At 57.3% G+C, this 18,599-nt stretch carries 21 protein-coding genes, 1 tRNA gene and 1 pseudogene; 18 read left to right on the plus strand and 5 right to left on the minus strand.

Annotation, left to right across the window (positions count from 1 at the left end; all coding sequences use genetic code 11):
• Positions 1–133 precede the first annotated feature (133 nt).
• Genes hisF through hisB form a run of 5 tightly spaced genes read right to left on the minus strand, consistent with a single transcriptional unit; the run spans position 134 to position 3,225 of the window.
• Positions 134–904: an imidazole glycerol phosphate synthase subunit HisF gene (gene hisF / locus BM395_RS16615; RefSeq protein WP_090513870.1), complete on the minus strand. Its 771-nt coding sequence runs from the start codon at positions 902–904 to the stop codon at positions 134–136.
• A 58-nt stretch (positions 905–962) separates the two neighbouring features.
• Complete coding sequence (hisA, locus tag BM395_RS16620) at positions 963–1,700, minus strand: 1-(5-phosphoribosyl)-5-[(5-phosphoribosylamino)methylideneamino]imidazole-4-carboxamide isomerase (RefSeq protein ID WP_069902411.1); 738 nt, start codon at positions 1,698–1,700, stop codon at positions 963–965.
• Between the two features lie 36 nt (positions 1,701–1,736).
• Positions 1,737–1,994, minus strand: a complete 258-nt coding sequence (locus tag BM395_RS16625) for a DUF2164 domain-containing protein (RefSeq protein ID WP_090513873.1) — start codon at positions 1,992–1,994, stop codon at positions 1,737–1,739.
• A complete protein-coding gene (gene hisH, locus BM395_RS16630) occupies positions 1,994–2,632 on the minus strand; it encodes an imidazole glycerol phosphate synthase subunit HisH (protein WP_069902409.1) in 639 nt (212 codons plus the stop codon). Before hisH ends, BM395_RS16625 begins: the two co-directional genes overlap by 1 nt.
• The gene (gene hisB, locus BM395_RS16635; protein WP_069902408.1) at positions 2,632–3,225 is read right to left on the minus strand and encodes an imidazoleglycerol-phosphate dehydratase HisB; all 594 of its coding nucleotides are present in this window, start codon (positions 3,223–3,225) and stop codon (positions 2,632–2,634) included. Before hisB ends, hisH begins: the two co-directional genes overlap by 1 nt.
• A 122-nt stretch (positions 3,226–3,347) precedes the next feature.
• On the opposite strand from hisB, the gene BM395_RS16640 reads away from it, so the two are divergent.
• The 18 genes and pseudogenes from BM395_RS16640 to BM395_RS23465 form a co-directional block, all read left to right on the plus strand.
• Positions 3,348–4,457: an NAD(P)/FAD-dependent oxidoreductase gene (locus tag BM395_RS16640; RefSeq protein WP_090513876.1), complete on the plus strand. Its 1,110-nt coding sequence runs from the start codon at positions 3,348–3,350 to the stop codon at positions 4,455–4,457.
• A 63-nt stretch (positions 4,458–4,520) separates the two neighbouring features.
• Positions 4,521–6,746, plus strand: a complete 2,226-nt coding sequence (locus BM395_RS16645; RefSeq protein ID WP_090513879.1) for an AsmA family protein — start codon at positions 4,521–4,523, stop codon at positions 6,744–6,746.
• On the plus strand, positions 6,743–7,810 hold the full coding sequence (gene mutY / locus BM395_RS16650; protein WP_090513882.1) for an A/G-specific adenine glycosylase: 1,068 nt from the start codon (positions 6,743–6,745) through the stop codon (positions 7,808–7,810). The genes BM395_RS16645 and mutY overlap by 4 nt, the downstream gene beginning before the upstream one ends.
• Positions 7,807–8,079, plus strand: coding sequence for an oxidative damage protection protein (locus BM395_RS16655; RefSeq protein ID WP_069902404.1), 273 nt, complete (start codon positions 7,807–7,809; stop codon positions 8,077–8,079). The genes mutY and BM395_RS16655 overlap by 4 nt, the downstream gene beginning before the upstream one ends.
• A gap of 134 nt (positions 8,080–8,213) precedes the next feature.
• Positions 8,214–8,289 (plus strand) — tRNA-Phe (locus BM395_RS16660).
• Positions 8,290–8,497: 208 nt separating this feature from the next.
• The gene (locus BM395_RS16665) at positions 8,498–9,706 is read left to right on the plus strand and encodes a tyrosine-type recombinase/integrase (RefSeq protein WP_090513888.1); all 1,209 of its coding nucleotides are present in this window, start codon (positions 8,498–8,500) and stop codon (positions 9,704–9,706) included.
• 127 nt (positions 9,707–9,833) lie between these two features.
• On the plus strand, positions 9,834–10,838 hold the full coding sequence (locus tag BM395_RS16670; protein ID WP_090513891.1) for a hypothetical protein: 1,005 nt from the start codon (positions 9,834–9,836) through the stop codon (positions 10,836–10,838).
• Between the two features lie 178 nt (positions 10,839–11,016).
• Entirely contained in the window at positions 11,017–11,235 is a 219-nt protein-coding gene (locus BM395_RS16675; protein ID WP_090513895.1) for a helix-turn-helix transcriptional regulator, read from the plus strand.
• Positions 11,236–11,586 (plus strand): hypothetical protein, encoded by a 351-nt coding sequence (locus BM395_RS16680; RefSeq protein ID WP_090513898.1) that lies wholly within the window; start codon positions 11,236–11,238, stop codon positions 11,584–11,586.
• A 296-nt stretch (positions 11,587–11,882) separates the two neighbouring features.
• Positions 11,883–12,044, plus strand: coding sequence for a hypothetical protein (locus tag BM395_RS23400; protein WP_170860613.1), 162 nt, complete (start codon positions 11,883–11,885; stop codon positions 12,042–12,044).
• A complete protein-coding gene (locus BM395_RS16685; protein ID WP_090513903.1) occupies positions 12,041–12,346 on the plus strand; it encodes a hypothetical protein in 306 nt (101 codons plus the stop codon). The genes BM395_RS23400 and BM395_RS16685 overlap by 4 nt, the downstream gene beginning before the upstream one ends.
• Positions 12,347–12,349: 3 nt before the next feature.
• Entirely contained in the window at positions 12,350–12,634 is a 285-nt protein-coding gene (locus BM395_RS16690) for a hypothetical protein (protein WP_090513906.1), read from the plus strand.
• Positions 12,631–13,503 (plus strand): toprim domain-containing protein, encoded by an 873-nt coding sequence (locus BM395_RS16695; RefSeq protein WP_090513910.1) that lies wholly within the window; start codon positions 12,631–12,633, stop codon positions 13,501–13,503. Before BM395_RS16690 ends, BM395_RS16695 begins: the two co-directional genes overlap by 4 nt.
• Positions 13,500–15,283, plus strand: a pseudogene (locus tag BM395_RS16700) (DUF927 domain-containing protein). Before BM395_RS16695 ends, BM395_RS16700 begins: the two are co-directional and overlap by 4 nt.
• Positions 15,280–15,645: a hypothetical protein gene (locus BM395_RS23185; RefSeq protein WP_141124102.1), complete on the plus strand. Its 366-nt coding sequence runs from the start codon at positions 15,280–15,282 to the stop codon at positions 15,643–15,645. Before BM395_RS16700 ends, BM395_RS23185 begins: the two are co-directional and overlap by 4 nt.
• Positions 15,642–16,028 (plus strand): hypothetical protein, encoded by a 387-nt coding sequence (locus tag BM395_RS23190; RefSeq protein WP_141124103.1) that lies wholly within the window; start codon positions 15,642–15,644, stop codon positions 16,026–16,028. Before BM395_RS23185 ends, BM395_RS23190 begins: the two co-directional genes overlap by 4 nt.
• A gap of 759 nt (positions 16,029–16,787) precedes the next feature.
• Positions 16,788–17,033, plus strand: coding sequence for a type II toxin-antitoxin system Phd/YefM family antitoxin (locus BM395_RS16705; protein ID WP_090513913.1), 246 nt, complete (start codon positions 16,788–16,790; stop codon positions 17,031–17,033).
• Between the two features lie 1,096 nt (positions 17,034–18,129).
• On the plus strand, positions 18,130–18,599 hold a 470-nt coding region (locus BM395_RS23465; RefSeq protein WP_212633029.1), incomplete at its 3' end, for a hypothetical protein.

The raw sequence follows: 18,599 nt of genomic DNA on the forward strand, positions 1-18,599 counted from the left end.
ATCACACCCTGTCGGGAACTTTTGCGCGACCGCTCTATCTCGGCGCATGACTGCAATAAATGGGCAATTTTTGTGCTTAATACGCACAAAAAAGGCGCTCAAATGAGCGCCTTTTCGCGTTACATGTAGCGGATCAGCGCACGACAATGCCGCGGCTGGCAAGGTAGGCCTTGGCTTCCGGTACGGTGTATTCGCCGAAGTGGAAAATGCTTGCTGCCAGCACGGCCGAAGCCTTGCCTTGCAAGATGCCATCAGCGAGATGATCGAGGTTGCCAACGCCGCCCGAGGCAATCACCGGAATACCCACAGTTTCGCTGATTGCGCGGGTAACGCCGAGGTCGAAACCGTTCTTCATGCCATCCTGATCCATGCTGGTCAGGAGGATTTCACCGGCGCCAAGGTCTTCCATTTTCTTTGCCCAGAGCACTGCGTCCAAACCAGTTGGTTTGCGCCCGCCGTGGGTGAAGATTTCCCAGCGCGGTACTTCGCCTGACGCCGAAACGCACTTGGCGTCGATGGCCACGACGATGCACTGCGAGCCGAAGCGCTGCGCCGCTTCGCCGACAAACTCCGGATTGAATACCGCAGCGGTGTTGATCGACACCTTGTCTGCACCGGCATTGAGCAGGTTGCGGATGTCTTGCACGGTGCGCACGCCGCCGCCAACTGTCAGCGGGATAAACACCTGGCTGGCCATACGCTCAACGGTATGCAGCGTGGTGTCACGGCCATCAACGCTGGCGGTGATGTCGAGAAAGGTAATTTCGTCAGCGCCCTGCTCGTCATAACGACGGGCGATTTCTACCGGATCACCGGCGTCGCGAATATTCTCGAATTTGACACCCTTGACCACGCGACCGTTGTCGACGTCGAGGCAAGGAATAATACGTTTAGCCAGGGTCATATCGCCGTCCTGTGTAGTGCGGGCAACGCTTGGGTCAGCCCGCCTTGCGCACGTTCAATCAGCCTTTGTAGCTGTCGCAGAAAGCCTGAGCTTCGGCCACATCCAGCGTGCCTTCGTAGATTGCACGGCCGGTGATTGCGCCGATGATTCCCGGCGCCTTGGCGTCGAGCAGGGTTTTGATGTCGCCCAGATTATGGATTCCGCCAGAAGCGATTACCGGAATGCTGGTCGCCGCTGCCAGCGCCGCTGTGAACGGTACGTTGCAGCCCTGCATCATGCCGTCTTTGGCGATGTCGGTGTATACGATTGCTGAGACGCCATCCGCCTCAAAGCGCTTGGCCAGGTCGATGACCTGCACGCTGCTGACTTCTGCCCAACCATCGGTGGCGACAAAACCATCTTTGGCATCCAGACCCACAATTACTTTGCCCGGAAATGCCTTACACGCTTCGGCAACAAACTCAGGCTGTTTAACCGCCTTGGTGCCGATGATCACGTAGCTGACGCCCGCTTTGACGTAATGCTCGATGGTTTCCAGCGAGCGAATGCCGCCGCCGATCTGGATCGGCAAATGCGGATAGCGCTTGGCAATTGCCGTAACCACTTCACCGTTGACCGGCTGGCCTTCAAATGCGCCGTTCAGGTCAACCAGATGCAGACGGCGGCAACCGCCCTCCACCCACTTGGCAGCCATGCTCACCGGATCATCGGAGAACACTGTGGAATCTTCCATACGGCCTTGACGCAGGCGCACGCAGGCGCCGTCTTTCAGATCGATAGCGGGAATAATCAGCATCGGTTGAACCTGTTCAAGTCTTATAAAATTTAAAGGTCAGCTCTTCTCGAGCGCCCACAAGTCGCTTTCGATGCTGACAAACCGGTCACTGAGAACGGCCTGCACATCGGCGATCGCCTTGTCGTAATAAAGCGGGGCAATTTCCCGGCTGAACATCTCGAGCACTTCATGCACTTCAAACGAGCCCAGCTCAAGCTCGAAACGCTGTTCGAGAAAACGCTTGAGCGCCTCTACAGCGGCTTGTTCCTGAGCCGGCTCAAGTTTGAGTTGCGCAGTGATCTTGCTCCGGGCCATTACCAGCGGCCATCCCAGGCGGCGAAGTTCTGCAGCAATTGCAGGCCATGGGTATGGCTCTTCTCCGGATGGAATTGCACGGCAAAGCGCGAACCTTCAGCCAGCGCGGCGGCAAAATCCTTGCCGTAATGACCACGACCGACGACCTGCTTGGGGTTGCCGGCTTCGATGTAATAGCTGTGCACGAAGTAGAAGCGCGCCATGTCCGGAATGTTGTGCCACAGCGGGTGTTTGATCGTTTGCGCGACCTCGTTCCAGCCCATGTGCGGCACTTTCAGCGCTTCGCCGTCTTCGACCTGATCCTTGCCGAAGAAGCGAACTTGCCCTGGAAACATGCCAATGCAGTCAACGCCGGCGTTCTCTTCGCTGCTCTCCATAAGCGCCTGCATACCCACGCAGATGCCCAGAAACGGACGGTCCTGGCTCACTTCACGGACCAGCGTGTCGAAGCCCAGCCGGCGAATTTCAGCCATGCAGTCGCGGATAGCGCCAACACCCGGGAAAACCACGCGGTCGGCTTCGCGAATCACTTTCTCGTCACTGGTGACCAGCACCCGGCCAGCACCAACGTGCTCCAGCGCTTTGGACACCGAATGCAGGTTGCCCATGCCGTAATCGATTACCGCGACTGTTTGCATCAGAGCACGCCCTTGGTCGAAGGCATCTGGCCCGCCATACGCGGGTCCAGCTCAGTGGCCATGCGCAATGCGCGGCCAAATGCCTTGTACACGGTTTCGATCTGGTGGTGGGTGTTGGTGCCACGCAGGTTATCGATGTGCAGGCTTACCAGCGCATGGTTGACGAAGCCCTGGAAGAACTCCTGGAACAAGTCCACGTCAAAACCGCCGACTACAGCGCGGGTAAACGGCACGTGCATTTGCAGGCCGGGACGCCCGGAGAAGTCGATAACTACGCGCGACAGCGCCTCATCCAGCGGGACGTAAGAGTGGCCATAACGGACCATGCCCTTCTTGTCGCCGACAGCCTTGCTGAAGGCCTGACCGAGGGTAATACCGACGTCTTCGACGGTGTGGTGATCATCGATATGCAGATCGCCCTTACACTCGATATCCAGGTCAATCAGACCGTGGCGTGCGATTTGATCGAGCATGTGCTCAAGAAACGGTACGCCAATGTCAAAACGGGCCTTACCGGTGCCGTCCAGGTTGATTGAAACCTTGATTTGGGTCTCAAGGGTGTTGCGCTCGACGCATGCCGTACGTTCGGCCATCACCTGCTCCACGAAATCATTGTGCAAAATGGGCAGGCATTATAGGCCCAATCGGGGTAAACCTTGAAGCAAGCGCCGATCAGAAGAACAATTCTGCCGAATAACTGCAATTGAGTGACCGGATGGACAGCATCGACACCCTCGTAATTGGCGGCGGCGCAGTGGGTCTGGCCTGCGCTGCACGCCTGGTCAACCCGCAGCAGAGCCTGTTGATTGTGGAGGCCGAAAGCCTGATTGGCAGCCACACCTCCAGCCGTAATAGCGAGGTGATGCACGCTGGCATTTACTACGCGCCCGGCTCGCTCAAGGCGCAACTCTGCCTTGAAGGCCGTGAGCGTCTTTACAGTTGGTGCGCGCAGCATCAGGTTGCGCACCGCAAAATCGGCAAATTACTGGTCGCGGTAACTGCCAATGAAATCAGCCGCCTCGACGCACTGGCCAGCAATGCCATTGCATCGGGTGTCGAGCCGCTGCAAGAAATCAGTCGCGCGCAATTGCAGCAGCTCGAACCGGCGGTCAGCGCAGTGGCGGCGCTCTACTCACCGCACACCGGCATTATCGACAGCCACGAATTTATCCATTCGCTGCTCGGTGCTGCCGAACGCCATGGCGCGCAACTGGTGCTCAACACCCGCGTAAGCCAACTGCAGCGCGCCCCGGATGGCTGGATCGCCAGCGGAATAAGTGCCGGCGAGCCATTCCAGATCAAAGCCCAGCAGGTCATCAATGCCTGCGGGCTTTTTGCTCAGCAACTGGCGCAGCAAACCAGCGAATTGCCAGGCGCGACCATTCCCAAGCTGCATCTGTGTCAGGGCCGCTATTTCAGTTACAGCGGCCGCTCGCCATTCAATCATCTGATCTACCCGATGCCGGAGGCCAACAACGCCGGGCTCGGCGTGCACGCCACTCTGGACATGGGCGGCCAGTTACGTTTCGGCCCTGACACTGAATACATCGAGCGCATTGACTACAACGTCGATGCACAGCTGCGCGACGCCTTTGCCGCGGCCATTAGCCGCTACTTCCCCGCGCTCGACAGCGCCCGGCTCAGCCCGGCGTACAGCGGCATCCGCCCTAAACTGAGTGGTGCAGGGGAACCGCCGGCCGACTTCATCATCCAAACATCAGCCATACATGGGCTGGAAGGCCTGATAAACCTGTACGGGATCGAATCGCCGGGGCTGACTGCCAGCCTGGCAATTGCCGATCGCGTGGCGCTTTATGCTAAATAGTCATCACATGGGCGCTATACTTCTTCGCTCTAAATAAAAGCCAATGCATACAAGGAATCGTCCATGAAATCGCTCGGCAAAATCCTGGGCCTGTTTTTCCTCGGACTGTTGCTGATCATCGTGGCGGCGGGTTTTATCCTGACGCACCTGTTCGATCCCAACGACTACAAAGACGAAATCCGCGATCTGGCACGCGAAAAAGCCAATATCGAGCTGACGCTGAACGGCGATATCGGCTGGAGTCTGTTCCCGTGGCTTGGCCTTGAGCTGACCGATGCGACTGTCGCCAGCGCCTCGACACCCGACCAACCGTTCGCCGATTTGCGCCTGCTTGGCCTTTCCGTGCGGGTATTGCCGCTGCTGAGCAAGCAGATCCAGATGAGCGACATCCGCATCGACGGTCTCAACCTGAATCTTCAGCGTGACGAAAAAGGCCACGGCAACTGGGAAGACATCGGTCATCCGCAAAAAACCGCCGCTGCCGATGGCCAACCTGCAGCGCCAGCAGAACCTGAAAAAACCGCAGAGACGCCCGCCAAACGCTCCGAGCCCATGAAGCTGGATATCGACAGCCTGATTGTTAACGGCGCCCGCGTGGAATACAGCGATGCACAGAAGGGCCAGCAATTCAGCGCCGAAAGCATTCAGCTCACCACTGGCGCCATCAGCGAAGGGCAGGCTGTGCCTATCAAGCTGAGTGCATTCTTTGGCACCAACAAGCCGTTGATTCGTGCGCGCACCGAGCTGCAAGGTGACCTGCGTATCGACCGAAACAGCAAACGCTACCAATTGGAAAACGCCAGAATTTCAGGTGAAGCGTCTGGCGAGCCGCTCAACGGGCAAACCCTCACCTACTCCATGCAAGGCCAGATTCTGGTCGACCTGACCAAGCAAGTTGCCGAGTGGAGCAACCTCAAGCTCTCGGCCAACCAGCTGCGCGCACTCGGTGAAATCAAGGTCACCGAGCTTGACCAGAAAGCGCCCAAACTGACCGGCGGGCTGTCGATTGCCGAGATCAATCTGCGCGAGTTCCTGAACGGTATCGGCCACCAGCTGCCGCCGATGAACGACGATAAAACCCTGCGCAAGTTCGAACTGGTCACCCGCCTCAGTGGCAGCCCGGACAGCGTCCAACTCGACGACCTCAAAGTACAACTCGACGACAGCAAGTTCACCGGCAACCTCGCCATTGCCAGCGTTACCAAGCAAGCGCTGCGCGCGCAGCTCAAGGGCGACCAGCTCGATCTCGACCGCTACCTGCTGGCGCCGGACGAGAAAACCAAAAGCAGCACCGCTGCGCGTAACGCAGAGGTCAAGGAAAGCATCGCCAAAGCGGGCAAGAACGGCACCAGCGATCTGCCCAACGCACCCACTCAGCAAGCCTGGAGCAATACTCCGGTGTTGCCGATTGAGCGTCTGCGCAAGCTCGATATGCAGGTGGATCTGAACATGGACAGCCTGACCGTCAAGCAACAAGCGATCAGCAACTTGGCAGTCAAGGCGAAAAGCATTAACGGCCTGCTGACCCTTGAGAATGCCAGCGGCAACCTCGGTAGCGGCAGCTTCAGCGCCAATGCCAGAGTCGATGTACGCAAGGCCATTCCGCAACTGACTCTGCACAAGCAGATCAAGCGCATTCAGATAGAACCCTTTCTGAAAACGCCTGAACATGCCGCTCCGGTGAAAGGGCTTCTCGACCTGCAAGCCGATTTGACGACCACCGGCAACAGCCAGCGCGAGTGGGTGGCTGGGCTCAACGGGACCTCGAAATTCACCCTCAACGACGGCATGCTGGTTGATGCCAACGTTGAGCAACAGCTGTGCATCGGTATTGCCACACTGAACCGCAAGCCGATTACCCGCGACTTCCCGAACAAGAGCACGCCGTTCGAGAAACTCCAGGGCAGCCTGACCTTCACCAACGGCGTGGCCAGCAACCCTGATCTGGCCGTGAGCATTCCCGGCCTCAGCGTTAGCGGCCACGGTGATCTCGACCTGCGGGTTATGGGTCTCGACTACCGCGCCGGCATCACCCTCAAGGGCGACCAGCGCGAGATGCCAGACCCGGCGTGCCAGGTAAATGAACGTTACGTCGGCATCGAATGGCCACTGCGTTGCCGCGGCCCGCTAGAGCTGGGCGCCAAGGCTTGCCGCCTGGACAAGGCCGGCATGGGCAAGATAGCCGCGCAATTGGCAGGCGAGAAACTGACCGAAAAACTCGAAGAGAAGCTTGGCGACAAAGTCAGTCCAGACCTCAAGGACGCGCTCAAGGGTCTGTTCAAACGATGAGTCCCACGCAATTCTCCCAAGCCGTACTCGATTGGTACGACAGCCACGGCCGCAAAGATCTGCCCTGGCAGCAGGCAATCACGCCTTATCGGGTCTGGGTTTCCGAGATCATGCTGCAACAAACCCAAGTAAGCACCGTGCTCGGCTACTTCGACCGGTTCATGAGCGCCCTGCCGACCGTGCAGGCGCTGGCGGCCGCACCTGAAGATGAAGTGCTGCACCTGTGGACCGGCCTCGGGTATTACACCCGTGCGCGCAATTTGCAGAAAACCGCGCAGATCATCGTCAGTCAGCACGGCGGGGAATTTCCACGCAGCGTCGAGGCGCTTACCGAGCTGCCCGGCATTGGTCGCTCGACTGCCGGCGCGATTGCCAGCTTGAGCATGGAGATCCGCGCACCGATCCTCGATGGCAACGTCAAACGCGTGCTGGCCCGCTATGTGGCGCAGGAAGGCTATCCGGGCGACCCCAAAGTGGCCAAACAACTCTGGGATGTCGCCGAGCGCTTTACGCCCGAGCGCCGCGTGAACAACTACACGCAGGCAATGATGGATCTTGGGGCAACGCTGTGTACACGCAGCAAACCAAGCTGCTTGCTGTGCCCGCTAAAGAATGGCTGTCAGGCGCATCTGCTGGGTCTGGAGATTCGTTACCCAATCCCCAAGCCGCGCAAGGAGCTGCCGCAAAAGCGCGCTCTGATGCCGATACTGGCCAACCGCGAACACGCCATTCTGCTTTACCGCAGACCGGCAAGCGGGCTTTGGGGCGGGCTTTGGAGCCTGCCAGAGCTTAACGACCTGCAAGCACTCGAACCCTTTGCCAACCAACACGCCCTTGAACTCGGCGAACGCAAACCGCTGGCCGAGTTGATTCATACTTTCAGCCACTTCCAGTTAACGATCGAGCCGTGGCTGGTCGACGTCACCGCCGCCCCCAGCAACGTGGCCGAGGCCGACTGGCTCTGGTATAACCTCGCCACACCACCGCGCCTCGGACTCGCCGCTCCAGTCAAAAAACTGTTGAAGCGCGCAGCCGATGCACTGAACGCAGGAGAATTGTCATGACCCGCACCGTAATGTGCCGCAAACACAAACAAGAGCTGCCAGGCCTTGATCGCCCACCGTATCCGGGCCCAAAAGGTGAAGACCTGTATAACAACGTCTCCAAGCAAGCCTGGGATGAGTGGCAAAAACACCAGACTTTGCTGATCAACGAGCGTCGTCTGAACATGATGAACGCCGAAGACCGCAAATTCCTCCAGGCCGAGATGGATAAATTCCTTTCCGGCGAAGAGTACGCGCAAGCCGAAGGTTACGTGCCGCCAAGCGAGTAAAACCCGGCAAAGGGCAAAAGCGATTATTTTTTGATCACTTTTGCCCCGATTTATCGTAAGAGCCCGTTTTCTTTAAATATTTTTCACAAACACGCTTGACATGCATCCGCCAAATCCGTCTAATACGCCCCGTTGCCCAGATAGCTCAGTCGGTAGAGCAGGGGATTGAAAATCCCCGTGTCGGCGGTTCGATTCCGTCTCTGGGCACCACTAATTAATTTCAGGTGGTGCCAAAACCACCCGAAAGCCCACAAGAAGCCCGCCTAGTGCGGGTTTTTTGTTGTCTGTAGTTCCTGATACCTCCCTTGTAAGCCCGAAGCTTTGTGAGTAGATTTGTGAGTAGATACGGTTCGGTCTAGAAATCTACTCACATTTTCAAGCCAAAGCCCCGGCTAGTAGGGCTTGCACAGGAATAGCTATGGCACTCACTGATAGCGCCCTCAAGGCAGCTAAGCCCAAAGACAAGTTGTATCGGCTACCCGATAGCAACGGGCTGTGCCTAGAAGTGACGACGACCGGCTCAAAGTTGTGGCGCTATCGCTACCGCTTCAACGACAAGGCCAAAATGTTAGCGCTTGGCGCTTACCCTGCCGTCACCTTGCTCAACGCCAGACAAAAGCGCGATGAAGCACGCCAACAACTAATTAATGGCATAGACCCCGGCGAACAAAAGAAAGCCAACAAGCTAGCCCAGAAAGTAACGGGCTTAACCTTTGAAGTACTGGCGCGTGAGTGGCTTGAATACAACTCGCCACGCTGGGCAGACAGCACGGCACGCAAAGCCAAGCTGTACTTAGAAAATGACTTGATAGCAATCATCGGCGCTCGCCCAGTCAAAGCCATTACACGCCCTGAGTTAGTCGAACTGGTGCGCAAAGTGGAGGCACGCGGCACGCTGAACGCCGCCGGTAAGATTCGCCAATGGTTACACCAGATATTCAGGTACGGGCTCGCCGGTGGTGTGGTGGACGTTAATCCCGCTACTGATCTGGGCATAGTCGCAGCACCAGCAAAGGCCGCTCGCCACCACCCACACGTTACCTTTGCCGAGCTGCCTGAACTACTGGGCAAGATAGACACCACCAACATTAGCGCGCTGACCCGTTGCGCGATTCGCCTGCTAACGCTTACCGCCGTGCGCCCCGGTGAACTGCGCACCGCGCCATGGTCTGAGTTCGACCTAGACGCTGCCACTTGGACGATCCCTAAAGAGCGCATGAAAGCCCGCCGCCAACATGTGGTGCCTTTGCCGCGCCAAGCCGTGGCTATTCTGCGCACCTTAGAAGAAATCAGCGGGAGCTATCCGCTGCTATTCCCCGGCCAGCAAAAACCCGACCGGCCAATGAGCGATAACACTATCAACAAGGCGCTGCGCCTGATGGGTTATGAAGGCCGCCAAACAGGCCACGGTTTTCGGCACTTGCTGAGCACAGAGTTAAACGGGCGCGGGTACAACAAAGACTGGATTGAGCGCCAGCTTGCCCACGGTGACAGCGACGAAATACGAGGCACCTATAACCATGCGACCTATTTAGAGCAGCGCCGCGAGATGATGCAAGCGTGGGCTGATTCAATCGACGCCCTATGTGCTGGCGCTAATGTGGTGAGCATCAAGCGTATGGCTTAACGGTTTTGGCTGGCCGAGAACCGTTTTCTTAGTCAAGTGTGTAGGGTTATTCGGCGGATGTGCTGAGCTTGGCTGGACATTGCTGATAAGATTCGAGTAACACTGGGTATTTAAACAGGCGCACCGCATGGGCAGCGGCACCAACCAACCACCGGGAACCGTTCGGCTGGCAAATCTAGCCGCAGAATGGGCAGAGCAAGAAACTATCAACCCGCGCTTTCTAGCATCTGAGCTGGCCGATTTCTTGCGCACACTGCCGCCCAATCAAAATCTAGACCGGCGCATAGTCGCCCCGGTTCTGTTCGATCCTGCCACTGGCCCCGGTGGCATTACCGCCGCCGCACTCGCTGACTACTTTGAAAGCACCAGCCAAGGCGCATGTCCCAAGACGATCATTACCAGCATAGGAGCCGCACCGGCTGGCGCTGTATTGATATCGCGGAACTGGATCAACCAAGCAACCAAAGAGGCAACCCAGCGTGCCGCGTTCGTAGCTGGACTAGTGCTGGTCGCCAATGACTGCGACAGCCTAAGCATGATTGTAGGGGGCGCGACCAGCACCAGCACCAGCACCAGCACCACACTCAGTGTGCCACCATCCGGGAGTGGACCCGGCTACCTGAAAATGCGCCAAGCTCAACTGCGCAAAGAAGGGGAACGCAGTGCCGCCGAACAATTGGACGCAGAGCGCACCAGCCGAAAGCAGGCGGAGCTTGAGGCGGCTGAACTGCGCGGCATGCTCGCAGCCAAAGACGCGGAACTAACCCGGCGCGGTGAAAACGAGCAACGGTTAGAGCAGGAAAATAACGATCTTAAACGGGCAGCGCAGACGGACTCAGACACCATTTGCGAGCTAGAAGCGCAGCTAGAGGACGCAATGGTCTTTGCCGAGTGTCTGCGCATAGATAACCCGCTATCACCACCTGAGATGCGGCGGGACTTCCAATGCTGGCGTGAACTGACTCAAGACGGCACCCACAACCCATCCGAGGCAGGTGGGCGCGGCGTCCACGCACTCGCCACCGCTTGGTTACGCGACAGAGGCTACCAACTCAACAAAGAAGAAACCACCAGACTTTGCGCAACAATTAGCTGGCGCAAGCGCGGAGCGGGTGCCGTCCGGTCAAAATAAATACCCGACCTATTTCAAAGCCAATAAGCACGGGGCTTTGCTGGACTTATCCACACAGAGCCAAGATGAATACCCGGCCTATTTTCACTAATACCCGGCCTATCCAGTGGATAACCTAGCTAACAGTATTGCAGTCGTTGATTCCTGATAACGACCTGCAACGCACTGGAGCATCCACATGGCCGCACACACTAACCCCGCCCAACTCCCCCGCCGCTTTATCAAGCTGCCCAAAGTGAAGGACTACACCAGTCTTTCAACGTCCGAAATATACCGCCGCATTGCCGCTGGTACATTCCCCGCCCAAGTAAGCCTTGGCCCAAAATCGGTTGCATGGATTGAAGCCGAGGTAATTGCATGGTGCGACTCGCTTGCATCGCAGCGTGGGGCAGCCTAAATGAAAAAGGCCACGATCCCCGAAGAGAAACGCAGCCAGTCGCACGGCAATATTAGCAGCACCAGCATCAAGGCACCGAGCAAAATCAGCCGCGTACTGGAGCACCTTTTGCGCCATGGCCCGCTCAATCGGTTTGAGGCTGAGCGCATTGGCGACCATTGCTTGCACAGCACCATTAGCAGCTTGGCGAACGGCTACGGCCTGACCTTCAAGCGCGTCCCGGAAAAAGTACCGAACCACTGGGGGCTGCCGTGCGACGTTATCCGCTACAGCCTGCCACGCAGCGAGCGCCGCCGCGCCAAACAGGTGCTGGATATGCTGAACCGCAAGGGCAAGAAGGTGGCCGCATGATTACTGCCCACGCATTGCCGAGTATTGCCAAGCATCACACCCCGACCTATAGTTCACCCGTCGCTGCAAATTCAGCGAACGGGTGTGGAAGCCCGAAATACACAAAGGCGCACAAGCGCCACCGTTCGATAGCAGGCGCTTTTTTTGCGTCCGCAGTTTCGTTTTATGGTGGCTGTGCGCAGGGCGCTTTCGGGCGCGCCGGGTTCCTTTGTGTCCGGTCTTCCACACCTGCGTACAGCCGCCACCCATCATGTGGAAGTGATGCTGGCGGTTCCTCACACAAAGGAGCCACACCCATGAAACACGCCCTCAATCCGTCCGCCTCACACGCCCAAGCGTGGAAAGCCCGCGCTATGGCAGCTTTGCGCGCTGACTCAAGCCTGAGCACACGACTTGCACGGTACAACGCAGCAATGGCCCGTGCTCGCCAACTGGAAGCCGCTGGGGGTGCCGTATGAACCCTTGGAGCGAGAACCTAATTAGCACCGCCAGCTTTGACAACATGCCCAATGCGCAACTCGACGCAATCTGCCACAGCGCAGAAAGCCAGAATATGACCCTTTGCCAAGGTGTAGCCGCAATCGGCACCGTTCTAGCCGTCGCAGCACAGAACGAGGACGCGGGTTTAAGCATGGCCGCAGTAGCAGACCTAGGTTGGTTACTTGAAAGCCTAGGCAAGCTCAGCGCGGCAATCACTGACCAAGGTAACGCGGCACGCTCTTATAGCGACTGGCACAACGCCCAAAAACGCGAGGGTTAACCCATGCAAATTAAAAACGGTGCCCATGCGCCGACGGGATCGGCTTGCCCGAAGAAAGCCACAGAGTTGTTTTATGTATCCCACCCCAAGGCAGCGCGTGCGTTGCTGGGGCCGTTTCTCACCCAAGCCGACGCAGAGTATGGCCGCGTTGTTATGCGTAGTCCTGACGCTGTAGTGACCGCTTGCATGGTTGAGCAGGTAGACGACCTAACCCATTGGCACGCGGTGAACAATGCGCAGGTTTGCCGTGCGTTTGCTGGTGCCGTTCAACTGGGGGGGAGACCATGAATAACCCCGCCGTTGCATTCCGTGACGCCATGCAAAGCCACTACGGGCCGCTTGATTGGCTGCCAATCGCTGACGGCACCATCCGCCGTTTCAACGTCGCGGGCGATAAGCCCGGCACCCAAAACGGCTGGTATCTGTTGTTCGCTGACTCAATCGCATCTGGTGCGTTCGGTAGCTGGAAGGCTGGCAGCTCACATACTTGGAGTAGCCGCCAACCGGCCAACACCATCGAGGCCGAGCAGGTACGACAGCGCATCGAGCAGGCACGCCGCCAACGCGAAGCTGAGCAGCACCAACGCCAGCAAGCCGCAGCCGAGTACGCAAATCGCCTATGGCGTGACGCCCGCCGCGCCGATCCCGATCACCCGTACCTAGTCGCTAAACAGGTGCGCCCGTACACACTGCGCCAGCATGACGGTGTACTACTGGTGCCGCTGGTGCGTGACGGCCAACTGGTGAACCTGCAACGCATCAAGCCGGACGGTAGCAAGCGCTTTCTGTATGGCGGTTTGATTAAGGGCTGCTATTCGCCGCTAGGGATCATCACGCCGGGCGCGCCGTTGTACATCTGCGAAGGGTGGGCGACCGGTGCCACGATCCACGCTGACACCGGGGCCGCTGTGGCGTGCGCCATGAATAGCGGCAACCTGTTACCTGCTGGTCAGCGACTACAACGCCAGCACCCCGACACTGTGTTGATCGTAGCCGGTGATGACGACCGTTTGACCGAAGGCAATCCCGGCAAGACCGCAGCCAATAACGCAGCCGCCACGCTGGGCTGTGGGCAGGTGCTGCCCCCATGGTCGGGTGATGAACCGCTGGCCTTGACCGACTTCAACGACTTAGCCAACTGGAGGGCTGCCCAATGAGCGCCGAACCGACCTTGTCCCTTGTGCCGTCGCCCGCCTCGCCAACCATCGCACCAGACCGCCCATGCTGGGGCGTGTATGAGCATTGGGTGGCGAGGCGGGCCGCAAGCTGCGCCCCGGCGTGTACTGGCACGGCTTCAAGCGCGCCGCCGTGGGTGACGATGACGGCGAAGAAAGCGCACGGCCTATCAATGACGAATGGCTGGCCACGCCTATGACCGTAGTCGCACGCACCATCAACAGCGACGACGGGACTGAGGGCCGCTTACTGCGACTGCTGACTGATAACGGTTACAAGGAATGGATCATTCCCATGGAGGTGTTCGGCGGTAGTGGTGAAGACGCACGCCGCGCCCTGTTCGGCATGGGTGCAATCATCGCCCCACGCAAGCGCGGGCAGTTCATGGAGTACCTGCTAGAGCAGCACCCCAACCAAACCATAACCACCACAGCCCGGCCCGGCTGGCACGCATCCGGTGCGTTCGTACTGCCCCACCGCACCATCGGCAGCGACACCGTGCGCTATCAGACTGGGGTGCGCAGTTTGAACCTGTACAGCACCAGCGGCACGCTTGAGCAATGGCAAGCTGAGGTGGCCGCTAAGTGCGCAGGCAATCCGGTGCTGACATTGGCTATTGGCTGCGCGCTGGCCGGGCCGCTGCTGAGTTTAGTCGGAGTGGTTGGTGGTGGTGTTCACTTGGTTGGCGACAGCTCAAGCGGCAAATCGCTGGCACAGTTGGTTGGATCGTCGGTGTGGGGCGACCCCGGTGTGTTTGCTGCTAGCTGGGATATGACCAAAGGCGGACTGGAGATTGAAGCATCAAGCCGTAATGACACCATCCTGCCCTTAGATGAAATTAAACGTGCTGACCCTAAGCAGGTGCAAGCAATGGCCTACTCACTTGCCAACGGTCAAGGCAAAGGCACGATGACCCGCGAACGTGAGGCCCGGCCTAAGCTGACGTGGCGATTGCTGGCGCTATCCAGTGGCGAGCGCTCATTAGCTGAGCACGCCGCTATATCAGGCAACGCCGCCCATGCTGGTGCTGAGTTGCGAATGGTGGACGTAAACGCCGGTACACGCACCTATCGCGCCTTTGATGAATTACACGGCATGGAGGGAGCCGACTTTCACCGTCTATTGACCGTCGCAGTGGGGCACCAGCACGGCCACCTAGGCCCGGCATTTGTCGAGCGGCTGCTAGATACCGACGACCGCCCCGGCCTACTGCAAGACTTCGCTCATGTGCGCGCACAGTTCATAGAAGACAACGCACAGGCCGGACGGGTAGCAGACCGCTTTGCTGTGATCGCCTTAGCCTGTGAAATGGCCGTTGCTTATGGCTTGCTGCCTTGGGCCGCTGGCAATGCCTTGGCCGATTGCCAACTTCTGTATGGCGAGTGGCTGAGCCGAGTAGGCAGCGGTAATGCCGAGGATCGCCAAATACTGGCTGGCATCCATGACTTTATCGACAAGCACGGCACCAGCCGATTCTCAGACGTGAACGATCAACTACCAGACGCCAAGGTATTTAACCGTGCTGGGTACTGGGAATCAGCGGGCAATAAGCGGTTATACCTATTCAACAAATCGTCACTAGTGGAGGCCGCGCACGGTTATGGATTAGCCCGGATCATTAAGGCATTGGAAGGAGCGAAGGCACTCACCAAGTTTGACGCCGAACGCAGAACCAAGAATTACCGCATACCCGGTGGCGGTCAATCACGCCTGTACGTTGTCGATCCTGTGGCGCTGGATACCGATGGGGTGGGGGCATGAATACACCCAAAACAGCCCATGCCCCAGATACACAATTACACAGGAACCTAAAATTGGTGGCAACAGTGGCAACAGTGGCAACAGCCAGCAACCACGGGGCTTACAGCCGTTGCCACCTAATAAAAGAAGTGGCAACAGGTGGCAACACAAACACGCTTTTGAATATAAGAGCCTGCCATGTACCTTTCATTTGGTTATCACTGTTGCCACTAAAAATGAAGTGGCAACAGATTGGCATCATTTTAAACCCCTGTAAGCCCCGTGCTAGAGCGGTTGTTGCCACTGTTGCCACTGTTGCCACACTTTTTGAAACTAGACGAACATGTGTATTAGTGTTTTTGCAGTGTGGGGGTAAGCCATGAGCCTACTTTCTGGCCTGTTTACCGAACTGGAGAAAGCGCCCGCGCCACGTTTTGTACTGAGCGAAAACGTGGAGCGTACAACAGCACCAGCAGAGCAGTTAGACCAGCGCCAGCAGCCGGGAGCGGAACGCACGCCGAAGTGTAAGAAACGCCCCACCGCGCCGATCCATACCCCGCAACCGGTGGCTGATCCCGACCAGCCTAAGCACTTCATTCAAACCGCCGTCACAGCATCACCAGAATGGCGTCACGCCCGTGACCAGTACATCAACCACCTAATGACCTGCCGAGGCTGCTACGCGCCTGTGAGCCGGTATTGCGCCGCTGGTGCTAAGTTGCGGCAGCGGTACGACCGTGCGCCAATGTCTACGGAAAAACCGTAGTGGGCGCGCCAAATGGAAACGATCTAAACAGGCATGGAAACACCCCTACGCGCGCGCACGCGTATTGCAATCGAAACTAACGCACACAGGAGCGCATCCAATGACACACAGATTTATAACAACGCTACTTCGCATCGTGGAGAAGCCCGGCACCAGCAAGCGCGACACACTGACCACTGTTAATAACCACCAAAAGTAACCACCCACCGGAGGTTTACACGCAGGGTGTACGCCAACGGCGGATACCCCTATAAGTAACGCTTGCATCGTTACTTAACCGTTACCTCACCGTAGTGCGCGTGACTACCAAAGCGCTACCCTCAATTTGAGGTCGGGGTGTTGGCGTTCAGCTTGCACCAACGGTGGAAGCAAAAAGGGGCTAAACCGCATTTCCTTAGAATCGACTCAACGCCTAGTGCTGCGACACTTACAGCGTTTTTCTCACTTTCTATTGGGGGTAGATGAAAGATGGAGCCAATCGGCGCTATCTAGCGGCGATCTGGTGAACAGCAGAGTAATCCTCGGTAGTTCATATCGATGCTTAGCCGCCACAACAGGTGGAACAATTTGTTCCACCTGTTCAGGATTGCGAATTTCCCATATCTCCTTGCGGCATTTGGAGACCGTCCACCGTTTGTGAGCCGTCAATCTAAGCGAATAGATGCCCCAAATTTGGAGCATCTGCTCACACCTACCCAGTGCGGGGTGTGGTCTGCTCAGTATTGAGCACATCTAATAAATGGGGGCTGAGCCATAATCATGCAAAGCGAATTAGCCGACATTGCCGTGAGCGTGTCTGATTTGAAGATAAACCCCACCGCCGTTATGGCTGGAGCCAAAGGCGCGCCCGTTGCGTTGCTGAACCATAACCGCGTCATGGGTTACATGGTGCCGCCTGAGTTGTTCGAGGCCATGCTTGAGCGCCTAGACGATATGGACTTAGCACAACTGATACAGCAACGGGCTGGTGAGGTATCTGCGCCAGTCTCACAAGATGACCTATAGCCTTGAGTTTCTGCCTTCCGTATTGAAGGAATGGCCTCAAGCGCCAGTAACCACTCTGGTAACCACCAAAAGTAACCACCCGCTGCCGGTTTCCACTCGCAGGTTTCCACTTAGGTTTCCACGGTATTGCAGTGTTTTCACTGGAATGTAAATTACCGGCTACGACCTCGTACCGCCTCGTACCTCGTACCCTCACGCACCCACGACAGCGGCAAGGTGACGACCGCAAAAGCGAAAAGGTACTCCCGGCCATACCCCCATTGCGGGTAATTCGAGGCCCGACGCCAGACTATGTACGGGCCAATTCTGCGCCGTGCGGTTCCGGTTCCTGATCTGCCTGCAAACCAGCACCTGCTAGGCCCAGCCAATGACCCGAACAGGAAGCGGGAGGGCGCGGGTTAAAGCCTAGGCCGTCCAATGCTCGAACGATTGGGGGAACCGCTCACGCATTAATCGCAACAATGTTTGATGTGCCTGTAAGGGGGGGGGTGGGTCAAAAGTCTACGGTTTTGCCGTGCTCGAACGAATGGGGGAACCTCTTTTACGCGTCTCCAAAATTCGTGTTTTGGTGGCGGCTAGACAGGGCAACTTTCAAAAAGTGAGTAGATTTGTGAGTAGATTTTTTATCTGAAATCAAAAACACCAGTAAATACAATGCCTGTAGACAACGGTTCGGTTCCGTCTCTGGCACCACTAATTCATTTCAGGTGGTGACAGCATCATCTGAAATACGAAAACCCGCCTAGTGCGGGTTTTTTATTGCCTGCGATAAAATCTCCTTCCGGCTGCCTTCCCCATCTGGCTGATCACAGCTCAAATTACTGCCTCTGCGCGCTGATCCACTGCGGCACAGCAAAGCTTCAATCCTTCACATACCCACCAGCGCTACGACCGCTCTTGCATTGCCGAGAAGGTACGATGTGTTAACTTCGGTCTCGCCGCAAGCAGCTAAAGACACCCAAGTCAGTCGCCTCAAGCCCTTAACACCAGCTTGACCCGAGCATTACTCAACTATCCTGTTTATCAGTTGCAGACGGCCTAAATTGTCAGCTTTCTCAAGGGCAGACAGGCGACTCAATAATAAGATGGTAAATGCATGACCGCGAAATACAGTGCATCTAAAGGCCTGCTCATAACTGCTCTGATGCTATCCACGCCGATGGTTTATGCGGCCAAATGCAAAACCCCGGGCGGATTGGCTTATCTAGGCACCTCGGCTAACCAACAAAACTCTATTTGGGTCTCAGGTACAGGAAGCGGTACTTTCGCACTTGAGGCGCCGGGCAATACCGTAGTCGACACTTGGGACAAGAGTCAGCGCGGCCTGCACATCTCAATATCGCCTATCGTTTCACAAGGTAACGGCTTACCCCACACCCTGATCGACACGACGGGGGAGCCATGTGATATCGACACCGAGAACCAGAAGGGTGGAATTACGTTTCCGCCAATCGTGCAATTACCACCTAAATTGCCACCAATTCTCAGACCGCCCAGCGGCCGCCCCTCCCTGCCCGGCCTTATGCCTTCTCGCCCTGGCACGCAGCCACCAGCCACCGGCATTAC

The organism is Pseudomonas marincola, from assembly GCF_900116605.1.
GTDB classification, from domain to species: Bacteria; Pseudomonadota; Gammaproteobacteria; order Pseudomonadales; family Pseudomonadaceae; genus Aquipseudomonas; species Aquipseudomonas marincola.

Excerpts from the sequence above, each read along its gene's own strand:
- BM395_RS16645 (WP_090513879.1), top strand. The coding sequence starts at position 4,521 with ATGAAATCGCTCGGCAAAATCCTGGGCCTGTTTTTCCTCGGACTGTTG.
- BM395_RS23400 (WP_170860613.1), top strand. The coding sequence starts at position 11,883 with ATGAAACACGCCCTCAATCCGTCCGCCTCACACGCCCAAGCGTGGAAA.
- BM395_RS16685 (WP_090513903.1), top strand. The coding sequence starts at position 12,041 with ATGAACCCTTGGAGCGAGAACCTAATTAGCACCGCCAGCTTTGACAAC.
- hisH (WP_069902409.1), bottom strand. The coding sequence starts at position 2,632 with ATGCAAACAGTCGCGGTAATCGATTACGGCATGGGCAACCTGCATTCG.
- BM395_RS16675 (WP_090513895.1), top strand. The coding sequence starts at position 11,017 with ATGGCCGCACACACTAACCCCGCCCAACTCCCCCGCCGCTTTATCAAG.
- BM395_RS16625 (WP_090513873.1), bottom strand. The coding sequence starts at position 1,994 with ATGGCCCGGAGCAAGATCACTGCGCAACTCAAACTTGAGCCGGCTCAG.
- BM395_RS16690 (WP_090513906.1), top strand. The coding sequence starts at position 12,350 with ATGCAAATTAAAAACGGTGCCCATGCGCCGACGGGATCGGCTTGCCCG.
- BM395_RS23190 (WP_141124103.1), top strand. The coding sequence starts at position 15,642 with ATGAGCCTACTTTCTGGCCTGTTTACCGAACTGGAGAAAGCGCCCGCG.
- BM395_RS16705 (WP_090513913.1), top strand. The coding sequence starts at position 16,788 with ATGCAAAGCGAATTAGCCGACATTGCCGTGAGCGTGTCTGATTTGAAG.
- hisA (WP_069902411.1), bottom strand. The coding sequence starts at position 1,700 with ATGCTGATTATTCCCGCTATCGATCTGAAAGACGGCGCCTGCGTGCGC.
- hisF (WP_090513870.1), bottom strand. The coding sequence starts at position 904 with ATGACCCTGGCTAAACGTATTATTCCTTGCCTCGACGTCGACAACGGT.
- mutY (WP_090513882.1), top strand. The coding sequence starts at position 6,743 with ATGAGTCCCACGCAATTCTCCCAAGCCGTACTCGATTGGTACGACAGC.
- hisB (WP_069902408.1), bottom strand. The coding sequence starts at position 3,225 with ATGGCCGAACGTACGGCATGCGTCGAGCGCAACACCCTTGAGACCCAA.
- BM395_RS16640 (WP_090513876.1), top strand. The coding sequence starts at position 3,348 with ATGGACAGCATCGACACCCTCGTAATTGGCGGCGGCGCAGTGGGTCTG.
- BM395_RS16655 (WP_069902404.1), top strand. The coding sequence starts at position 7,807 with ATGACCCGCACCGTAATGTGCCGCAAACACAAACAAGAGCTGCCAGGC.
- BM395_RS16680 (WP_090513898.1), top strand. The coding sequence starts at position 11,236 with ATGAAAAAGGCCACGATCCCCGAAGAGAAACGCAGCCAGTCGCACGGC.
- BM395_RS16665 (WP_090513888.1), top strand. The coding sequence starts at position 8,498 with ATGGCACTCACTGATAGCGCCCTCAAGGCAGCTAAGCCCAAAGACAAG.
- BM395_RS16670 (WP_090513891.1), top strand. The coding sequence starts at position 9,834 with ATGGGCAGCGGCACCAACCAACCACCGGGAACCGTTCGGCTGGCAAAT.
- BM395_RS23185 (WP_141124102.1), top strand. The coding sequence starts at position 15,280 with ATGAATACACCCAAAACAGCCCATGCCCCAGATACACAATTACACAGG.
- BM395_RS16695 (WP_090513910.1), top strand. The coding sequence starts at position 12,631 with ATGAATAACCCCGCCGTTGCATTCCGTGACGCCATGCAAAGCCACTAC.